This window comes from Bacteroides sp. Marseille-P3684, assembly GCF_900291465.1.
GTDB lineage: Bacteria > Bacteroidota > Bacteroidia > Bacteroidales > Bacteroidaceae > Phocaeicola_A.
In genome coordinates this window covers 3,036,836-3,055,131 of sequence record NZ_LT985808.1, presented here as the reverse complement: position 1 = coordinate 3,055,131, position 18,296 = coordinate 3,036,836, and the positions used below count along the sequence as shown (strand labels likewise).

Genomic DNA, 18,296 nt, shown 5'->3' with positions numbered 1-18,296 from the left:
ATCAAATCATCTGCCGTGCGGATAGAGCGTGCCGATAAGCGGTATCAGCCGCTTCACCTCCTCCGGCTTGTAATAAAACCTGCGGTTTATCTGCGAGTAGCCGATAAGCCGCCTGTCGCGCAGCGTCTGCAACGTGCGCGAACTTATTCTCAACTGCCTACAGACTTCCTCGCCCGTGAGCCATCTTTCCATGCGCCTCGTGTCGCTTTTGCGCCTCAGGGCGGCGACCTTCTCCGAGAGTGCGCCGAATGCCGCCACCATCATCTCGAAAGTCTTTTTCTCGATAGATACTATTTCCATATTCATGCAATTATCGGTTTGCCCGCAAAGGTAACGGTACGGTCCTGAACACGTGCCGTTTTCCGCTGAAAGGCTGCCTGTTGCGCCGTTTGACCGGGTTACGGAGCCATCTTCCGTAAAAATCTTACGTGAGTCACGTAGTGAGTTGTTAAAGCCCCTTTTGTTTATTGCCGATTTTTGCTGCAGAAACAAAAAGAAAGGACTGAATATGAAAGTGATAACGATGGAAAGTTCCGCCTTCCGGTCATTGACGGAACAGATAGCGGAGATTGCGGCACACGTCCGTGCCGCCTCCGGCGACAAGAAAGCGGCATCGCCCGACAGGTTGCTCACCACACGCGAGGCGGCGCACCTGCTTAACGTGAGTACCCGCACCCTCCAGCGTATGCGCAGCGAGCAACGCATCGGTTATGTCGTGCTTCGCGGTAAATGCCGCTACCGGCAGTCGGAAATAGACCGCCTGCTTGAAGCGTGTGCCGTCAACGAGGACGCGGCGACACCGCAGGAATTGAAACGCAACCACACGCTGCGCACTGGCGGCAAACCAAAAGGAAGGAGGACATAGGTCATGGAACTGCTCACACGAAACAACTTCGAGGGCTGGATGCAGAAGCTGATGGAACGGCTCGACCGTCAGGACGAACTGCTGCTGGCGATGAAGGCTGAGGGGAAACAGCCTACTATCACGGAAAGCATCCGCCTTTTCGACAATCAGGATTTGTGCATGCTGCTCCAGATAAGCAAGCGCACACTGCAACGCTACCGCAGTGTCGGCGCATTGCCCTACAAGACACTGGGCAAGAAAACCTATTACAGCGAGGAGGATGTGCTGACATTCCTTTCCAACCATATCAAGGACTTCAAAAAAGAAGATATAGCCTTCTACAAGGCTCGTATCCATAATTTCTTTCATAAATAACCCATTAAAACATTTTTCAAATGGCAAAGAAAAAAGACGAAAAGGACGTGCTGGTAGTCCGTGATGAGAAGACGGGCGAGATCAGCGTGGTAGCCGGGCTGAATGCAGACGGCACACCCAAGCGTACCCCTGCGAAAGCTGAGAACGCGCAGAGTTTCCTGCAATTCGACCGACAAGGCGACGTGCTGGACAACTTCTTCAAGAACTTCTTCCGGCAGTGCAAGGAACCCAGCCGCTTCGGTTTCTACCGCATCGCGGCAGACCAAGTGGATTCCATGCTTGGCGTGATGAAAGACCTGCTTCAGCATCCGTACCAGAACAAACAAATCCTTGCACCGCACAAAATCGACACCTTCCCTTATCAACAGCAGGTGCAGGAAGAGATGGCGGCACAAAAGACAGAGAAACAAGAACCTCAAAAACAGGAAAACATGGAACAACAGAAAGAACAGCAGGAAAGCCCGCAACAGACGCAGGGCAGACAGGGCTACCAACCCATCAACGAGAGCAAAATCAACTGGCAGGAGCTGGAGGACAGATGGGGCGTGAAGCGTGACGACCTTGAAAAGTCCGGAGACCTTACGAAGATGCTCCACTACGGCAAGTCCGACTTGGTAAAGGTCAAGCCCACCTTCGGCGGCGAATCATTCGAGCTGGACGCCCGCCTCTCCTTCAAGAAGGACGGTGAGGGAAATGTCAGCCTCGTGCCGCACTTCATCCGCAAGGAGCAGAAGTTAGATGAGTACAAGGAACACAAATTCTCCGACGATGACCGGAAGAACCTGCGCGAAACGGGCAACCTCGGCAGGGTCGTGGACATTGAGGACAGGGAAACGGGCGAAATCATCCCCTCCTACATCAGCATCGACCGCAAGACGAATGAAATCACGGACATTCCGGCAAACAAGGTGCGCATCCCGGAGCGCATCGGCAAGACGGAAATCACCAAACAGGAGCAGGACATGCTCCGCGCCGGACTGCCCGTGCGCGACAAGCTCATCGAGCGCAACGACGGCAGGAAGTTCGTCACCACCCTTCAAGTGAACGTGGAGCAGCGCGGCGTGGAGTTCGTGCCGGGAACCGGAAGGTCGCCCCGTACCGCACAGACGCAGGAAGCCAAAGGTGACACCTCGAAAAGTCAGGCGCAAGGCGGGGAAAATGCCGCACAGACCAAGAAGGAGCAACGCCGCAACACGTGGATGAACGAGGACGGCAGCATCCGCCCCATCAGCAAATGGAGCGGCGTGAACTTCACCGACAAGCAGAAAGCCGACTACGTGGCGGGTAAAGCCGTGAAACTGGAGAACGTGACCGACAAGCAGGGCTTCCATGCCACGATGTATATCAAGTTCAACCCGGAGAAGGGCCGCCCGTACCGCTACGAAACGAACCCCGACAACGCCCAGCAGGTCGCCCCGTCCAACGAGAGCCGCACACAGGTGGCGGTGAACAACGAGGGCAAAACCAACGAGGCGACAAAGAACCTGAAAGAGCCTTTGCAGAAAGGTCAGACCGCCCCGAAGGACGACCGCCAGCAACAGCAGCAGGAGAAGCCGAAAAAGAAGAACAACAAAGGCATGAAAATGTAATCCCGTGTCCGCCACTGAATCCAAAATAAAATCCAAAGTATCAACAAAAAAGCAAGAAAACATGAAGACAATCATTGCAGAAAAGCCCTCCGTGGCACGTGAAATCGCCCGCATCGTGGGCGCGACAAAGAGAGAGGAAGGATATTTCGAGGGAGGCGGCTATGCCGTGACATGGGCATTCGGACACCTCGTTCAGCTTGCCATGCCCGACGGCTACGGCGTGCGCGGATTTGTCCGTGACAACCTCCCGATTATTCCCGACACATTCACGCTCGTCCCCCGTCAGGTCAGGACGGAGAAAGGTTACAAGCCCGACAGCGGCGTGGTGTCGCAGATAAAAGTCATCAAAAGACTGTTCGACACAAGCGAACATATCATCGTGGCGACCGATGCCGGACGCGAGGGAGAGCTTATCTTCCGCTACCTCTACCACTATACGGGTTGCACCACTCCTTTCGTGCGCCTGTGGATCAGCTCTCTCACCGACAAAGCTATCCGTGAGGGACTGCGGAAACTCGAAGACGGCAGCAAATACGACAACCTCTACCTCGCCGCCAAAGCGCGGAGCGAATCCGACTGGCTCGTGGGCATCAACGGCACACAGGCGTTATCCATCGCCGCCGGACACGGCACGTATTCCGTGGGGCGGGTGCAGACACCAACGTTGGCTATGGTATGTGAACGCTACTGGGAGAACCGCCGCTTTACGTCCGAAGCATTCTGGCTGCTCCATATCGCAACGGACGGTTGCGACGGCGAAGTCGTGAAATTCTCATCCTCCGAGAAATGGAAAGAGAAAGAACCGGCGATGGAACTATATAATAAGGTAAAGGCGGCAGGTTGCGCCACTGTCACGAAAGCCGAGCGCAAGGAGAAGACGGAGGAAACTCCCTTGCTCTACGACCTGACCACGCTCCAGAAAGAAGCCAACGCCAAGCACGGCTTCACGGCGGAACAGACGCTTGAAATCGCGCAGAAACTCTACGAAAAGAAGTTGATAACCTATCCGAGAACGGGAAGCCGCTACATCCCCGAAGACGTGTTTGCCGAAATTCCCAAACTGCTCGCTTTCATCGGCACACAGCCCGAATGGAAAGACAAGGTGCGGGCAAAAGCCGCCCCGACACGCCGCAGCGTGGACGACGGCAAGGTGACAGACCACCATGCCCTGCTCGTCACGGGTGAGAAACCGCTCTTCCTCTCCAAAGAGGACAATACCATCTATCAGATGATTGCCGGGCGCATGGTCGAGGCATTCTCTGAGAAATGCGTCAAGGATGTGACCACTGTCACGGCGGAATGTGCCGGAGTGGAGTTTACCGTAAAAGGCAGCGTCGTGAAGCAAACCGGATGGCGTGCCGTCTATGGCGAGGAAAAAGAGGAAATTACCATCCCCGGCTGGCAGGAAGGCGACACGCTGACACCGAAAGGCTCGTCCATTACCGAAGGAAAGACCAAACCCAAGCCGCTGCATACCGAAGCCACCCTGCTCTCGGCAATGGAAACGGCGGGCAAGGAAATTGAGGACGACGCACTGCGGCAGGCGATGAAGGACTGTGGCATCGGTACTCCCGCCACACGCGCCTCCATCATCGAAACGCTTTTCAAGCGCGGTTACATGGAACGCTGCAAGAAGTCGCTTGTTCCCACCGAAAAAGGACTTGCCCTCAATTCCGTCGTCAAGACGATGCGCATCGCCGATGTTGCCATGACGGGCGAATGGGAAAAGGAGCTGGCGCGTATCGAGCGCGGGGAACTGTCCGCCGACACCTTCCGCAAGGAGATAGAGGCGTACACACGTGAGATAACCTCCGAACTGCTCTCGTGCGACAAGCTCTTCGGCAGCCGTGACTCCGGCTGCGCGTGTCCCAAGTGTGGCACGGGCAGGATGCGGTTCTACGGCAAGGTGGTACGCTGCGACAACACGGAGTGCGGACTGCCCGTGTTCCGGCTGAAAGCGGGACGCACCCTGTCCGACGATGAAATCAAAGACCTGCTCACCGAAGGGCATACCAAGCTGCTCAAAGGGTTCAAGAGCAAACAGGGCAAGAGTTTCGATGCTGTTGTCGCCTTTGACGGGGAATATAACACGACTTTTGTGTTCCCGGAGGCTAAAAAGGGCAAGAAATTTTCAGGACGGAAGAAATAGTATTAACTTTGCCACTTGTTCAGAGTAATGAATTGTTCTTCGATACCGGATTACACTCATACTTTGGATTTAGTGGTGGCACTCGGAGGGATACCGAGTGCCTTTTTCTTCCTTTTTCCAACCGATTATCCCGTTAATTATCAATCCGCTAAATCCAAAGTAATGAACAACAAGAAGAAAAACGAGGGTCAGACCGACTTTTCCTATTACGGTCTGTACCTGCTGGACTATCTCCGCACGAACAAGTTTGAACAGGCTGACGACACCGCTTTCATACGGGAACGGGCCGACCGTGCCGCCGAAACGTATGAGAGGGCACGGCTTGAAGGCTATCCCGCCGATGGTGCGCAGGAACTGGCGATGGACACGCTGCTGCGCGGGCTGCATTATTCCCGTTACGCCATCCTCCGCGAAGTCGTGGAAAACGAGTTTGCCGATGAAGTGCCGGAAGAGAAGCGTGAAGCCTTTGTCCTGAAACTGCTGCCGCTTGTCGGCAACGTGTTCTCCGTCTATGACCTCTCGGATGACAATTTCGCCCTGTCTTCCGATTACGACCTGCTCTACACGGAGCTGACGGGAGCAACCGTCCTTTACTTAGACGAATATGGCGTTTAACCGCAAACAGAAACTGCGGGACAACATCGAGGCGATACGGACGGCATTCATCCTTGACAGGGAAAACAGGACAGCGACAACCGAAGAGCGTGCCATACTTCAAAGGTACTGCGGTTTCGGCGGTCTGAAATGTATCCTCAACCCTGCAAAGGAACTGACGGATGCCGTCCGGTGGGCGAAATCCGACCTCGAACTGTTCGCCCCGACGGTGGAGCTGCACAGGCTTATCCGTGAGAACAGCAAGGACGAAACAGAGTACAAGCGGTTTGTGGATTCGCTGAAAGCGTCCGTGCTGACCGCTTTCTACACCCCCAAAGAGATAACCGACACCATCGCGGACGTGCTGGCAGATTACAGCGTCCGCCCCGCCCGTATGCTCGAACCGTCGGCAGGTGTCGGCGTGTTCGTGGATTCCATGCTACGGCACAGCCCCAATGCGGATGTGATGGCTTTCGAGAAGGATCTGCTCACGGGTACAATCTTGAGGCATCTCTATCCCGACCAGAAAATGCGCACCTGCGGTTTTGAGAAAATCGAAAGACCGTTCAACAATTATTTCGACTTGGCGGTGTCCAACATTCCGTTCGGTGACATTGCCGTGTTCGACGCGGAGTTTCAGCGGAGCGACTCTTTCGGCAGACGCTCCGCCCAGAAAACCATCCACAACTATTTCTTTCTCAAAGGACTGGATGCCGTGCGTGACGGCGGTATCGTGGCGTTCATCACCTCGCAAGGGGTATTGAATAGCACCAAGACCTCCGTGCGTAACGAGCTGTTCAGTCAGGCCAATCTGGTATCCGCGATACGCCTGCCCAACAACCTGTTCACGGACAACGCGGGGACGGAGGTGGGCAGCGACCTGATTGTCCTGCAAAAGAACCTCAGCAAGAAGGAAATGTCGCAGGACGAGCGGCTGATGACCGTGATACAGACGGACACGAAAACCGACCTGACCGACAACGCCTATTTCATCCACCACCCGGAACGCATCGTGCATACGACGTCGAAACTTGACACTGACCCCTACGGGAAGCCCGCTATGGTTTATCTGCACGAGGGCAAGACCGCAGGTATCGCCGGGGACTTGCGCCGGATGCTCAACGAGGATTTCCATTACAGGCTCGCCATGCGTCTGTATTCGGGAACAATCTGGCAGTCGGGAACGGAAGAAAAGGTTACCGTTCAAAAGGAGGCGGAGCGTCCTGCTATAAAATTGGAAACGGTATCTTCGGCGCAGACGGTGGAAACTCCGACGGAAAAACCGCAACCCGTTGAGGAAAAACCGGAGATAGAGCCACGTCCGAAATATTCTGACGGGGTGCAGCTCTCCTTGCTCAACCTCTGGGGGATGACGGAAGAGGTCAGCCAACCGAAAACCTCCAAAAAGAAAAAGACGGTGAAAAAGGCAGTTACGGCAAAGTCCACTCCGCCCAAACCGAAAGTCACGGTTACACCGACAGCTCCAACTGCAAAACCCGCTATGGAGAATAAGGAGGTGAAAGCGGAGAACACCGCCAAGCCTGCCGACCCGGACGACATCTATGCAAAGCTGGACTGGGAAACCAATCCTCCCATCAACGGCTTCTACGAGATGATGATGGAACTCACGCCGGAGCGCAGGAAGGAACTTCGGGAGCTGGCAAGGCAGCATAATGAAAAACATGAAAACAGAACGGTTGCGACGATCACGCCGGAAGTACCACGTGAACAACCCCGGCAGGAGGAAACACAGCCGGAAGCAGTCGCCGCACCTGCTGTTACCGATGCTCCACCGGAAACGGTGGCTACTTCCCTTTTTCCCGACATCGAACCGGAAAAGCCGAAGGAGGAAGTCGCGGACCTTACGCCGCGTGCCTACCATCGCACGCCGGAGATGCACCTGCGCGAAGGCTCGCTGGTGGCTGACCGGGGGCGTCATAACATCGGCTATCTGAAGGACATCACGCCATACGGGGCTACATTCCAGCCGCTCGACCTGAAAGGATACCAGAAGGAAAAGGCGTTGTTGTATGTGTCGCTGCGTGACGCCTACGAGCGTCTGTACCGTTATGAATCGCTCCGGCGCGAGGCAAATGTTCCGTGGCGAGAGCATCTGAATACCTGTTACGATGAGTTTGTCATGCGCTACGGCAACCTCAACGCCAAGCAGAACGTGAAGTTAGTGATGATGGACGCGGGCGGGCGTGACATCCTTTCGCTGGAACGGGTGGAGAACGGAAAGTTCGTCAAGGCGGACATCTTCGAGCATCCCGTTTCCTTCTCCGTGGAGAGCCATGCCAACGTAGGCTCTCCCGAAGAAGCCCTGTCCGCGTCGCTCAACAAATATGGCACGGTCAATCTCGACTATATGCGGGAGATAACCGACAGCACGGCGGAGGAGTTGCTCACAGCCCTGCAAGGACGCATCTATTACAATCCGCTCGTGACCGGTTACGAAATCAAAGACCGCTTCATAGCCGGGAACGTGATAGAGAAGGCGGAACGCATAGAGGCTTGGATGGGCGAAAACCCCGAAAGTGAGCGTATGCCGGAAGTGAAACAGGCGTTGGAGGCTCTGAAAGATGCCGAACCGCCGCGTATCGCCTTCGAGGATCTGGACTTCAATTTCGGGGAACGCTGGATTCCGACGGGTGTCTATGCCGCCTACATGAGCCGGCTGTTCGACACGGAGGTGAAAATCGCCTATTCCGCAAGCATGGACGAGTTTTCGGTTGCGTGCGGCTACCGCACCATGAAAATCACGGACGAGTTTCTGGTAAAGGGGTATTACCGGAACTATGACGGTATGCACCTCTTGAAACACGCCCTGCACAACACCTGCCCCGACATGATGAAGTCCATCGGCAAGGACGAGCATGGCAACGACATCAAGGTGCGCGACAGCGAGGGCATACAGCTCGCCAACGCCAAGATTGATGAAATCCGCAACGGTTTCTCCGAATGGCTCGAAGAACAGTCGCCGCAGTTCAAGGAACGGCTGACGACAATGTATAACCGCAAGTTCAACTGTTTCGTGCGCCCGAAGTATGACGGCTCGCACCAGACCTTCCCCGACCTCAATCTGAAAGGCTTGGCAAGCCGGGGTATCAAGAGCGTCTATCCCTCGCAGATGGATTGCGTCTGGATGCTGAAACAGAACGGCGGCGGAATTTGCGACCACGAGGTGGGAACCGGCAAGACGCTGATAATGTGCATCGCCGCGCATGAGATGAAGCGTCTGAAATTGGCACATAAGCCGATGATTATCGGGCTGAAAGCCAACGTTGCGGAGATTGCCGCCACCTATCAGGCGGCATATCCCAACGCACGTATTCTGTACGCTTCGGAGAAGGACTTTTCGACCGCCAACCGTGTGCGCTTCTTCAATAATATAAAGAACAACGACTACGATTGTGTCATCATGTCGCACGACCAGTTCGGCAAGATACCGCAGTCGCCGGAGTTGCAGCAGCGCATCCTGCAAGCGGAGCTTGACACGGTGGAGGAAAACCTCGAAGTGCTGCGGCAGCAGGGAAAGAACGTGTCGCGGGCTATGCTGAAAGGTCTGGAGAAGCGCAAACACAACCTTGAAGCGAAGCTGGAGAAGGTGGAACATGCCATAAAGTCACGCACGGACGACGTGGTGGATTTCAAGCAGATGGGCATCGACCACATCTTCATAGATGAGAGCCACCAGTTCAAAAATCTGACGTTCAACACGCGCCATGACCGTGTGGCGGGACTGGGCAACAGCGAGGGAAGCCAGAAGGCACTGAACATGCTCTTTGCCATACGCACCATACAGGAGCGCACGGGCAGAGACTTGGGAGCGACCTTCCTTTCGGGTACTACCATCAGCAACTCGCTGACGGAGTTGTATCTGCTGTTCAAGTATTTGCGTCCGAAGGAGCTGGAACGGCAGGACATCCGATGTTTCGACGCTTGGGCGGCGATATTCGCCAAGAAGACGACGGATTTTGAATTTAACGTGACGAACAACGTGGTTCAAAAGGAGCGTTTCCGCTACTTCATCAAGGTGCCGGAACTTGCCGCCTTCTATAATGAAATCACGGACTACCGCACGGCAGAGGACGTGGGCGTAGATCGTCCCAACAAGAATGAGATACTGCACCACATACCGCCCACGCCGGAGCAGGAGGACTTCATACAGAAGCTGATGCAGTTCGCCAAGACTGGCGATGCCACACTTCTGGGCAGGCTGCCGCTTTCGGAAACGGAGGAAAAGGCGAAGATGCTTATCGCCACCGACTACGCCCGCAAGATGGCACTCGACATGCGCATGATAGACCCGCATTATGAAGACCACCCCGATAACAAGGCGAGCCACTGTGCCAAGATGATCGCGGAGTATTACCAAAAATACGACGCGCAGAAAGGCACGCAGTTCGTTTTCTCGGACTTGGGGACATATCAGCCGGGCGACGGGTGGAACGTCTATTCGGAAATCAAGCGCAAGCTGACGGAGGATTACGGCATACCGCCAAGCGAGGTGCGCTTCATTCAGGAGTGCAAGACCGACAAGGCTCGGAAGGCGGTGATAGACGCCATGAATGCCGGAACGGTGCGTGTTCTGTTCGGCTCCACCTCCATGCTCGGAACGGGTGTGAACGCACAGAAAAGGTGTGTGGCAATTCATCATCTCGATACGCCGTGGCGACCGTCCGACCTGCAACAGCGTGACGGACGCGGAGTTAGAGCCGGAAACGAAATTGCCAAGCATTTCGCCGGGAACAACGTGGACGTAATCATCTACGCGGTGGAGAAGTCACTGGACAGCTACAAGTTCAACCTCCTGCACTGCAAGCAGACTTTCATCAGCCAGCTCAAAAGCGGTGCTATGGGGGCGCGTACCATCGACGAGGGGGCAGTGGACGAGAAATCGGGCATGAACTTTTCGGAATATATGGCGTTGCTATCCGGCAACACCGACCTGCTGGACAAGGCGAAACTTGAAAAGCGCATCGCCTCGCTCGAAGGGGAACGCAAGTCGTTTAACAAGGGCAAGCGTGATTCGGAGTTCAAGTTAGAGTCGAAGACGGGCGAGTTGCGTAACAACACGGCTTTCATAGATGCCATGACGGAGGACTGGAACCGCTTCCTTTCGGTGGCGCAGACCGACAGGGAGGGCAACCGCCTTAATATAATAAAGGTGGACGGTGTGGATTCCGCCGATGAGAAGGTTATCGGAAAGCGTTTGCAGGAGATAGCGAAAAACGCCACTACGGGCGGGCTTTACACACAGGTCGGAGAACTGTACGGTTTTCCGATAAAGGTGGTGAGCGAGAGGATACTCAAAGAGGGATTGGAGTTTACCGACAACCGCTTCGTGGTAGAGGGGAACTACAAGTACACCTATAACAACGGACATCTGGCAATGGCTGATCCGATGGCTGCCGCCCGAAACTTCCTGAACGCGATGGAGAGGATACCCTCCATTATCGACCAGTACAAGGCGAAGAACGAGGTGCTGGAGAGGGAGATACCGCAGTTGCAGGAGATAGCGGGCAAGGTGTGGAAGAAGGAGGACGAGCTGAAGCAGCTGAAATCCGAACTTGCCGCCCTTGACCGAAAAATACAGCTGGAACTTGCGCCGCCCACGCCCGAAGTCGCCGAAAAGGAGAAAGAAGGGCAACAGGTCAAGCCGGAAGCGGAAGATGTGAGGAACAGGCAGGCGCAATATCCCGAAAATGCACCGCCGCAGATACGCAGTCCGGCGGATAGTATCGTTGCCAACCATGTCATAATCGGGCGTCCGGGACTGTATGCCAAGGAGGAAACCCGGTTCAAAGGATTGAAAATATAACCTTAGGAATTTTATCTGAAGTATTAATAAGGGCTATCCCAAAAGGTCTAAAAGTAAATTTTATCCTTTCTGCAAGTATCTGTAGGATGGCAACTGCATTTTTTTCTTTTTGGGCAGCCCTTATTAAAATTTATTCTTATTTTAGGTTATATACATTCATGTCCATTTATGTAAAAAATCCTGCTGACCTTGTTTATGTCTTGTCAGTCACCATTTGCAAAACCATATTTGACCCTCAAAGAGGCTGAATTTGATAAGCAACTTGCTACATACTCATAATAAGGAGCTAAATAGAACACGAATGGGAAATACTCAAATGCCAAACTAAAGAAGATATTGGCCAAAATAAACGCTATACCGAGAGAGAAACTTGATTTTTCAACTTCCTAAAACAGTGTTGTTCAAACATTTCTACTTATTTGTACTTACCAGTTGAACCTACGTTTCCCTAATAAAATGTCTATGGTAAAAAGTTAAAAAATCCTCCTACTTTTGTTAGATATATTTTTTTGTGTAATTTTGTAATCGTTATGCGGCAGTAATAATATACATATTAATACGAGTTAGGAATCCTGTAGTTCTCATATGCTACGAGGAGGTATTAAAAGGTGCGTTTCGACAATGCATCTATTGTAGTATATTATTGCTTAATCCAAATGAATATTATAAATTTAGGAATTCTTGCTCACATTGATGCAGGAAAAACTTCCGTAACCGAGAATCTGCTGTTTGCCAGTGGAGCAACGGAAAAGTGCGGCTGTGTGGATAATGGTGACACCATAACGGACTCTATGGATATAGAGAAACGTAGAGGAATTACTGTTCGGGCTTCTACGACATCTATTATCTGGAATGGTGTGAAATGCAATATCATTGACACTCCGGGACACATGGATTTTATTGCGGAAGTGGAGCGGACATTCAAAATGCTTGATGGAGCAGTCCTCATCTTATCCGCAAAGGAAGGCATACAAGCGCAGACAAAGTTGCTGTTCAATACTTTACAGAAGCTGCAAATCCCGACAATTATATTTATCAATAAGATTGACCGAGCCGGTGTGAATTTGGAGCGTTTGTATCTGGATATAAAAGCAAATCTGTCTCAAGATGTCCTGTTTATGCAAAATGTTGTCGATGGATCGGTTTATCCGGTTTGCTCCCAAACATATATAAAGGAAGAATACAAAGAATTTGTATGCAACCATGACGACAATATATTAGAACGATATTTGGCGGATAGCGAAATTTCACCGGCTGATTATTGGAATACGATAATCGCTCTTGTGGCAAAAGCCAAAGTCTATCCGGTGCTACATGGATCAGCAATGTTCAATATCGGTATCAATGAGTTGTTGGACGCCATCACTTCTTTTATACTTCCTCCGGCATCGGTCTCAAACAGACTTTCATCTTATCTTTATAAGATAGAGCATGACCCCAAAGGACATAAAAGAAGTTTTCTAAAAATAATTGACGGAAGTCTGAGACTTCGAGACGTTGTAAGAATCAACGATTCGGAAAAATTCATCAAGATTAAAAATCTAAAAACTATCAATCAGGGCAGAGAGATAAATGTTGATGAAGTGGGCGCCAATGATATCGCGATTGTAGAGGATATGGATGATTTTCGAATCGGAAATTATTTAGGTGCTGAACCTTGTTTGATTCAAGGATTATCGCATCAGCATCCCGCTCTCAAATCCTCCGTCCGGCCAGACAGGCCCGAAGAGAGAAGCAAGGTGATATCCGCTCTGAATACATTGTGGATTGAAGACCCGTCTTTGTCCTTTTCCATAAACTCATATAGTGATGAATTGGAAATCTCGTTATATGGTTTAACCCAAAAGGAAATCATACAGACATTGCTGGAAGAACGATTTTCCGTAAAGGTCCATTTTGATGAGATCAAGACTATATACAAAGAACGACCTGTAAAAAAGGTCAATAAGATTATTCAGATCGAAGTGCCGCCCAACCCTTATTGGGCCACAATAGGGCTGACTCTTGAACCCTTACCGTTAGGGACAGGGTTGCAAATCGAAAGTGACATCTCCTATGGTTATCTGAACCATTCTTTTCAAAATGCCGTTTTTGAAGGGATTCGTATGTCTTGCCAATCCGGGTTACATGGATGGGAAGTGACTGATCTGAAAGTAACTTTTACTCAAGCCGAGTATTATAGCCCGGTAAGTACACCTGCTGATTTCAGACAGCTGACCCCTTATGTCTTCAGGCTGGCCTTGCAACAGTCAGGTGTGGACATTCTCGAACCGATGCTCTATTTTGAGTTGCAGATACCCCAAGCGGCAAGTTCCAAAGCTATTACAGATTTGCAAAAAATGATGTCTGAGATTGAAGACATCAGTTGCAATAATGAGTGGTGTCATATTAAAGGGAAAGTTCCATTAAATACAAGTAAAGACTATGCATCAGAAGTAAGTTCATACACTAAGGGCTTAGGCATTTTTATGGTTAAGCCATGCGGGTATCAAATAACAAAAGGCGGTTATTCTGATAATATCCGCATGAACGAAAAAGATAAACTTTTATTCATGTTCCAAAAATCAATGTCATCAAAATAATGGAGCGGTCAGGAAATTTCTATAAGGCAATACAGTTGGGATATATACTTATCTCCATTCTTATCGGATGTATGGCATATAATAGCCTCTATGAATGGCAGGAGATAGAAGCATTAGAACTTGGCAATAAAAAAATAGACGAGCTCCGAAAAGAAATAAACAATATCAATATTCAAATGATAAAATTTTCTCTATTGGGTGAAACAATACTGGAATGGAACGATAAAGATATCGAGCATTACCATGCACGGCGTATGGCAATGGACAGTATGCTTTGCCGTTTCAAGGCCACCTATCCAGCAGAGCGCATCGATAGTGTGCGCAGTCTTTTAGAGGATAAGGAACGACAGATGTTCCAGATAGTCCGGTTAATGGATGAACAACAATCTATTAACAAGAAGATAGCCAATCAAATTCCGGTTATTGTGCAGAAAAGTGTGCAGGAACAGTCCAAAAAGCCAAAACGAAAAGGTTTCTTGAGCATCTTCGGCAAAAAAGAGGGAACGAAGCCAACGACAACAACGACTACGCTCCGTTCATCCAATAGAAACATGGTCAACGAACAGAATGCGCAGAGCCGTCGATTGTCAGAACAAGCCGATAGTCTTGCTGCCCGTAATGCAGAACTTAACAGACAACTGCAAGGATTGATTTGCCAAATCGAAAAGAAGGTGCAATCTGATTTACAAAATAGAGAAAGCGAGATAACAGCCATGCGTAAAAAATCATTTATGCAGATAGGCGGCTTGATGGGATTTGTTCTTTTGCTGTTGGTCATTTCCTATATCATCATACACCGTGATGCAAAGAACATTAAACGATACAAACGCAAGACAACGGATTTGATCGAGCAATTGGAACAGTCCGTGCAACAAAATGAGATACTCATAACCTCCCGAAAGAAAGCGGTATATACTATTACCCATGAGTTGCGTACACCACTGACGGCAATAACCGGCTATACCGAACTTTTGCGGAAAGAATGCAATAGCGGTAATAATGGGCAATATATCCAAAATATACTGCAATCCTCCGACCGTATGCGGGATATGCTCAACACTTTGCTTGACTTCTTCCGCCTGGACAACGGCAAGGAACAGCCCCGTCTGTCACCCTGCCGGATTTCTGCAATCACGCACACACTTGAAACGGAGTTCATGCCTGTTGCCGTGAACAAAGGGTTGTCCTTGTCCGTGAAGACTGGACACGATGCCATTGTATTGACCGACAAAGAGCGAATAATACAAATCGGGAATAACCTGCTGTCAAACGCTGTCAAGTTCACAGAAGAAGGCGGTGTTTCTTTGATTACTGAATATGATAATGGAGTTCTGACACTGGTCATTGAAGATACAGGTACAGGCATGACAGAAGAGGAACAGAAACAAGCGTTCGGTGCGTTTGAACGTCTATCAAATGCCGCTGCAAAGGAGGGTTTCGGGCTTGGGCTTGCCATAATGCGTAATATTGTGTCGATGCTTGGCGGAACAATCCGTTTGGACAGCAAGAAAGGGAAAGGCAGTCGTTTCACAGTTGAAATTTCTATGCAGGAAGCTGAAGAACAGCTTGGATATACAAGCAATACACCTGTTTATCATAACAATAAATTCCATGATGTTGTCGCCATTGACAATGATGAGGTATTACTTCTAATGCTGAAAGAGATGTATTCCCAAGAAGGAATACACTGCGACACTTGCACCGATGCTGCGGCACTGATGGAAATGATACGCCAGAAAGAATACAGCCTGTTGCTGACAGACTTGAATATGCCTGGTATAAACGGTTTCGAATTGCTGGAACTGTTGCGTTCGTCCAACGTGGGCAATTCACCAACAATCCCGGTGGTTGTGGCAACCGCTTCGGGCAGTTGTAACAAAGGGGAACTATTGGCAAAAGGCTTTGCCGGATGCCTGTTCAAGCCGTTCTCCATATCGGAACTGATGGAGGTTTCCGACAGGTGTGCCATAAAAGCGACACCGGACGGGAAACCGGACTTTTCCGCCTTATTGTCCTATGGCAATGAAGCCGTCATGCTGGAAAAGTTGATAACTGAAACAGAAAAGGAAATGCAGGCGGTACGGGATGCAGCAAAAGAAAAAGACCTGCAAAAGCTGGATTCCCTGATCCACCACCTGCGCAGTTCGTGGGAGGTGCTCCGTGCCGACCAACCGCTGAATGTACTTTACGGATTGCTTCGTGGCGATGCTCTCCCGGATGGTGAAGCGTTAAGCCATGCCGTGACTGCTGTGCTGGATAAGGGAGTGGAAATAATACGGTTGGCAGAAGAGGAAAGGAGAAAATACGAAGATGGATAAGACAAAAATAATTGTGGTGGAAGACAACATCGTGTATTGCGAATATGTCTGCAATATGCTGTCACGGGAGGGCTACCGCAATATGAAGGCTTACCACCTCTCAACCGCGAAGAAACATCTGCAACAGGCAACAGATAATGATATCGTGGTTGCCGACCTGCGTCTGCCTGACGGCAGTGGCATAGACCTTTTGTGCTGGATGCGAAAGGAGGGAAAGATGCAGCCCTTCATCATTATGACCGACTACGCCGAAGTTAATACCGCCGTGGAAAGCATGAAACTCGGCTCGATAGACTATATTCCCAAACAGCTTGTGGAGGATAAACTTGTCCCCCTGATCCGTTCCATACTGAAAGAACGTCAGGCAGGACAACGCCGTATGCCTGTATTCGCCCGTGAAGGTTCCGCTTTTCAGAAAATCATGCACCGGATAAGGCTGGTAGCCGCCACCGACATGAGCGTGATGATATTTGGTGAGAACGGCACGGGTAAGGAGCATATTGCCCATCTGTTGCATGACAAGAGCAAACGTGCAGGCAAGCCATTTGTGGCGGTGGACTGCGGTTCACTCTCCAAAGAGCTTGCACCGTCGGCTTTCTTCGGACACGTCAAGGGAGCGTTTACAGGTGCGGACAATGCCAAGAAAGGATATTTCCATGAGGCGGAAGGCGGCACGCTTTTTCTGGACGAGGTAGGAAACCTCGCGTTGGAAACCCAACAGATGTTGCTCCGCGCCATACAGGAGAGGCGGTATCGCCCGGTCGGAGACAAGGCAGACCGGAATTTCAATGTCCGCATCATCGCTGCTACCAATGAAGATTTGGAAGTAGCGGTGAATGAAAAGCGTTTTCGGCAGGATCTTCTGTACCGCCTGCACGACTTCGGGATAACCGTTCCTCCGTTGCGTGACTGTCAGGAAGACATCATGCCGCTGGCAGAGTTCTTCCGTGATATGGCAAACAGAGAGCTGGAGTGTAGCGTGAGCGGGTTCAGTTCCGAAGCACGTAAAGCGTTGCTGACACACGCATGGCCGGGCAACGTGCGGGAACTTCGGCAGAAAGTTATGGGTGCTGTATTGCAGGCGCAGGAAGGTGTTGTCATGAAAGAGCATCTGGAACTTGCCGTGACGAAACCGACCTCTACTGTCAGCTTCGCCTTGCGCAATGACGCGGAGGATAAGGAGCGGATATTGCGTGCGTTGAAACAGGCAAACGGCAACCGGAGTGTCGCCGCAGAACTGCTCGGCATAGGCAGGACAACACTATACAGCAAACTTGAAGAGTATGGACTTAAATATAAATTCAAGCAATCATAGCCCGTAATTCACTGAATTTGGCTATCTTTGCATAACATTTGAGAAAAACGGCGATTGGCAGGAGCTTTTCGCCGCCAACATATAGGATAAGACCGCAAGGCGTTTCAAGCGAAAATCTGGTAAATTGGAACTACGGAGACGATTGCGTGATGCTTATGCTATGCTTACGCATAGCGTGCATTCACGTACTCTCCGTAAAGGCTTTACCAGAGCCATCGCTTGAAGGTAGTGTGAATTGCACGCTACTTTTTTACCCTTGCCTAACGAAAGGAAACGATTATGGGTAAAGTTCAGATTCTCGCCGTACTGACGATGGACGGATGTCTTTCTTCAGAGTTATATGATAAAGCACATCAGGATTTGTGCCTTGACCGTTGCGGTCTTGATGAAATCAGGAAGAAAGCCCTTTACCGTGTGACACCGGACTATTCCATTTCAATGCTGCACGAATGGAGAAAAGACGGCACAAACATCCGTTACCTCGCGGAAGCCACACTGGATACGGCAGATTATATAAACGGACTACTGCGTATGCACGCTGTGGATGAAATCATACTATACACCGTTCCTTTCATATCCGGAAGCGGACGACATTTTTTTAAGTCGGCTCTGCCAGAGCAACACTGGACGCTTTCCTCCTTGAAAAGCTATTCCAACGGTGTATGTCGCATTATCTATATCCTTGATAAAAAAGCAAGATAGCCAA

11 protein-coding genes are annotated in these 18,296 nt (G+C 50.7%); 10 read left to right on the top strand and 1 reads right to left on the bottom strand.

Annotation, left to right across the window (positions count from 1 at the left end):
• Positions 1-6 precede the first annotated feature (6 nt).
• Complete coding sequence (locus tag C8275_RS12090; protein WP_004348475.1) at positions 7-306, bottom strand: helix-turn-helix domain-containing protein; 300 nt, start codon at positions 304-306, stop codon at positions 7-9.
• 202 nt (positions 307-508) lie between these two features.
• On the opposite strand from C8275_RS12090, the gene C8275_RS12080 reads away from it, so the two are divergent.
• From C8275_RS12080 to C8275_RS12035, 10 genes are all read left to right on the top strand, one after another.
• Positions 509-865, top strand: coding sequence for a helix-turn-helix domain-containing protein (locus C8275_RS12080; protein ID WP_002561004.1), 357 nt, complete (start codon positions 509-511; stop codon positions 863-865).
• 3 nt (positions 866-868) lie between these two features.
• A complete protein-coding gene (locus tag C8275_RS12075; protein WP_004291454.1) occupies positions 869-1,219 on the top strand; it encodes a helix-turn-helix domain-containing protein in 351 nt (116 codons plus the stop codon).
• Positions 1,220-1,239: 20 nt separating this feature from the next.
• Entirely contained in the window at positions 1,240-2,808 is a 1,569-nt protein-coding gene (locus C8275_RS12070; RefSeq protein ID WP_004348473.1) for a DUF3945 domain-containing protein, read from the top strand.
• 61 nt (positions 2,809-2,869) lie between these two features.
• Entirely contained in the window at positions 2,870-4,957 is a 2,088-nt protein-coding gene (locus C8275_RS12065; protein ID WP_005790822.1) for a type IA DNA topoisomerase, read from the top strand.
• A gap of 162 nt (positions 4,958-5,119) precedes the next feature.
• Entirely contained in the window at positions 5,120-5,572 is a 453-nt protein-coding gene (locus C8275_RS12060) for a DUF1896 domain-containing protein (protein ID WP_004304266.1), read from the top strand.
• Positions 5,562-11,375 carry an N-6 DNA methylase gene (locus C8275_RS12055; protein WP_005790817.1) on the top strand — a complete coding sequence of 1,938 codons (5,814 nt, stop codon included), beginning with the start codon at positions 5,562-5,564 and terminating at the stop codon, positions 11,373-11,375. The genes C8275_RS12060 and C8275_RS12055 overlap by 11 nt, the downstream gene beginning before the upstream one ends.
• A 656-nt stretch (positions 11,376-12,031) precedes the next feature.
• Positions 12,032-13,957, top strand: coding sequence for a tetracycline resistance ribosomal protection protein Tet(Q) (tet(Q), locus tag C8275_RS12050; RefSeq protein ID WP_004293868.1), 1,926 nt, complete (start codon positions 12,032-12,034; stop codon positions 13,955-13,957).
• Positions 13,957-16,275, top strand: a complete 2,319-nt coding sequence (locus C8275_RS12045; RefSeq protein ID WP_004348456.1) for an ATP-binding protein — start codon at positions 13,957-13,959, stop codon at positions 16,273-16,275. The genes tet(Q) and C8275_RS12045 overlap by 1 nt, the downstream gene beginning before the upstream one ends.
• Positions 16,268-17,590 carry a sigma-54 dependent transcriptional regulator gene (locus C8275_RS12040; RefSeq protein ID WP_004293870.1) on the top strand — a complete coding sequence of 441 codons (1,323 nt, stop codon included), beginning with the start codon at positions 16,268-16,270 and terminating at the stop codon, positions 17,588-17,590. Before C8275_RS12045 ends, C8275_RS12040 begins: the two co-directional genes overlap by 8 nt.
• A 279-nt stretch (positions 17,591-17,869) precedes the next feature.
• On the top strand, positions 17,870-18,292 hold the full coding sequence (locus C8275_RS12035) for a dihydrofolate reductase family protein (protein ID WP_004293871.1): 423 nt from the start codon (positions 17,870-17,872) through the stop codon (positions 18,290-18,292).
• The last annotated feature ends 4 nt before the right edge of the window (positions 18,293-18,296 follow it).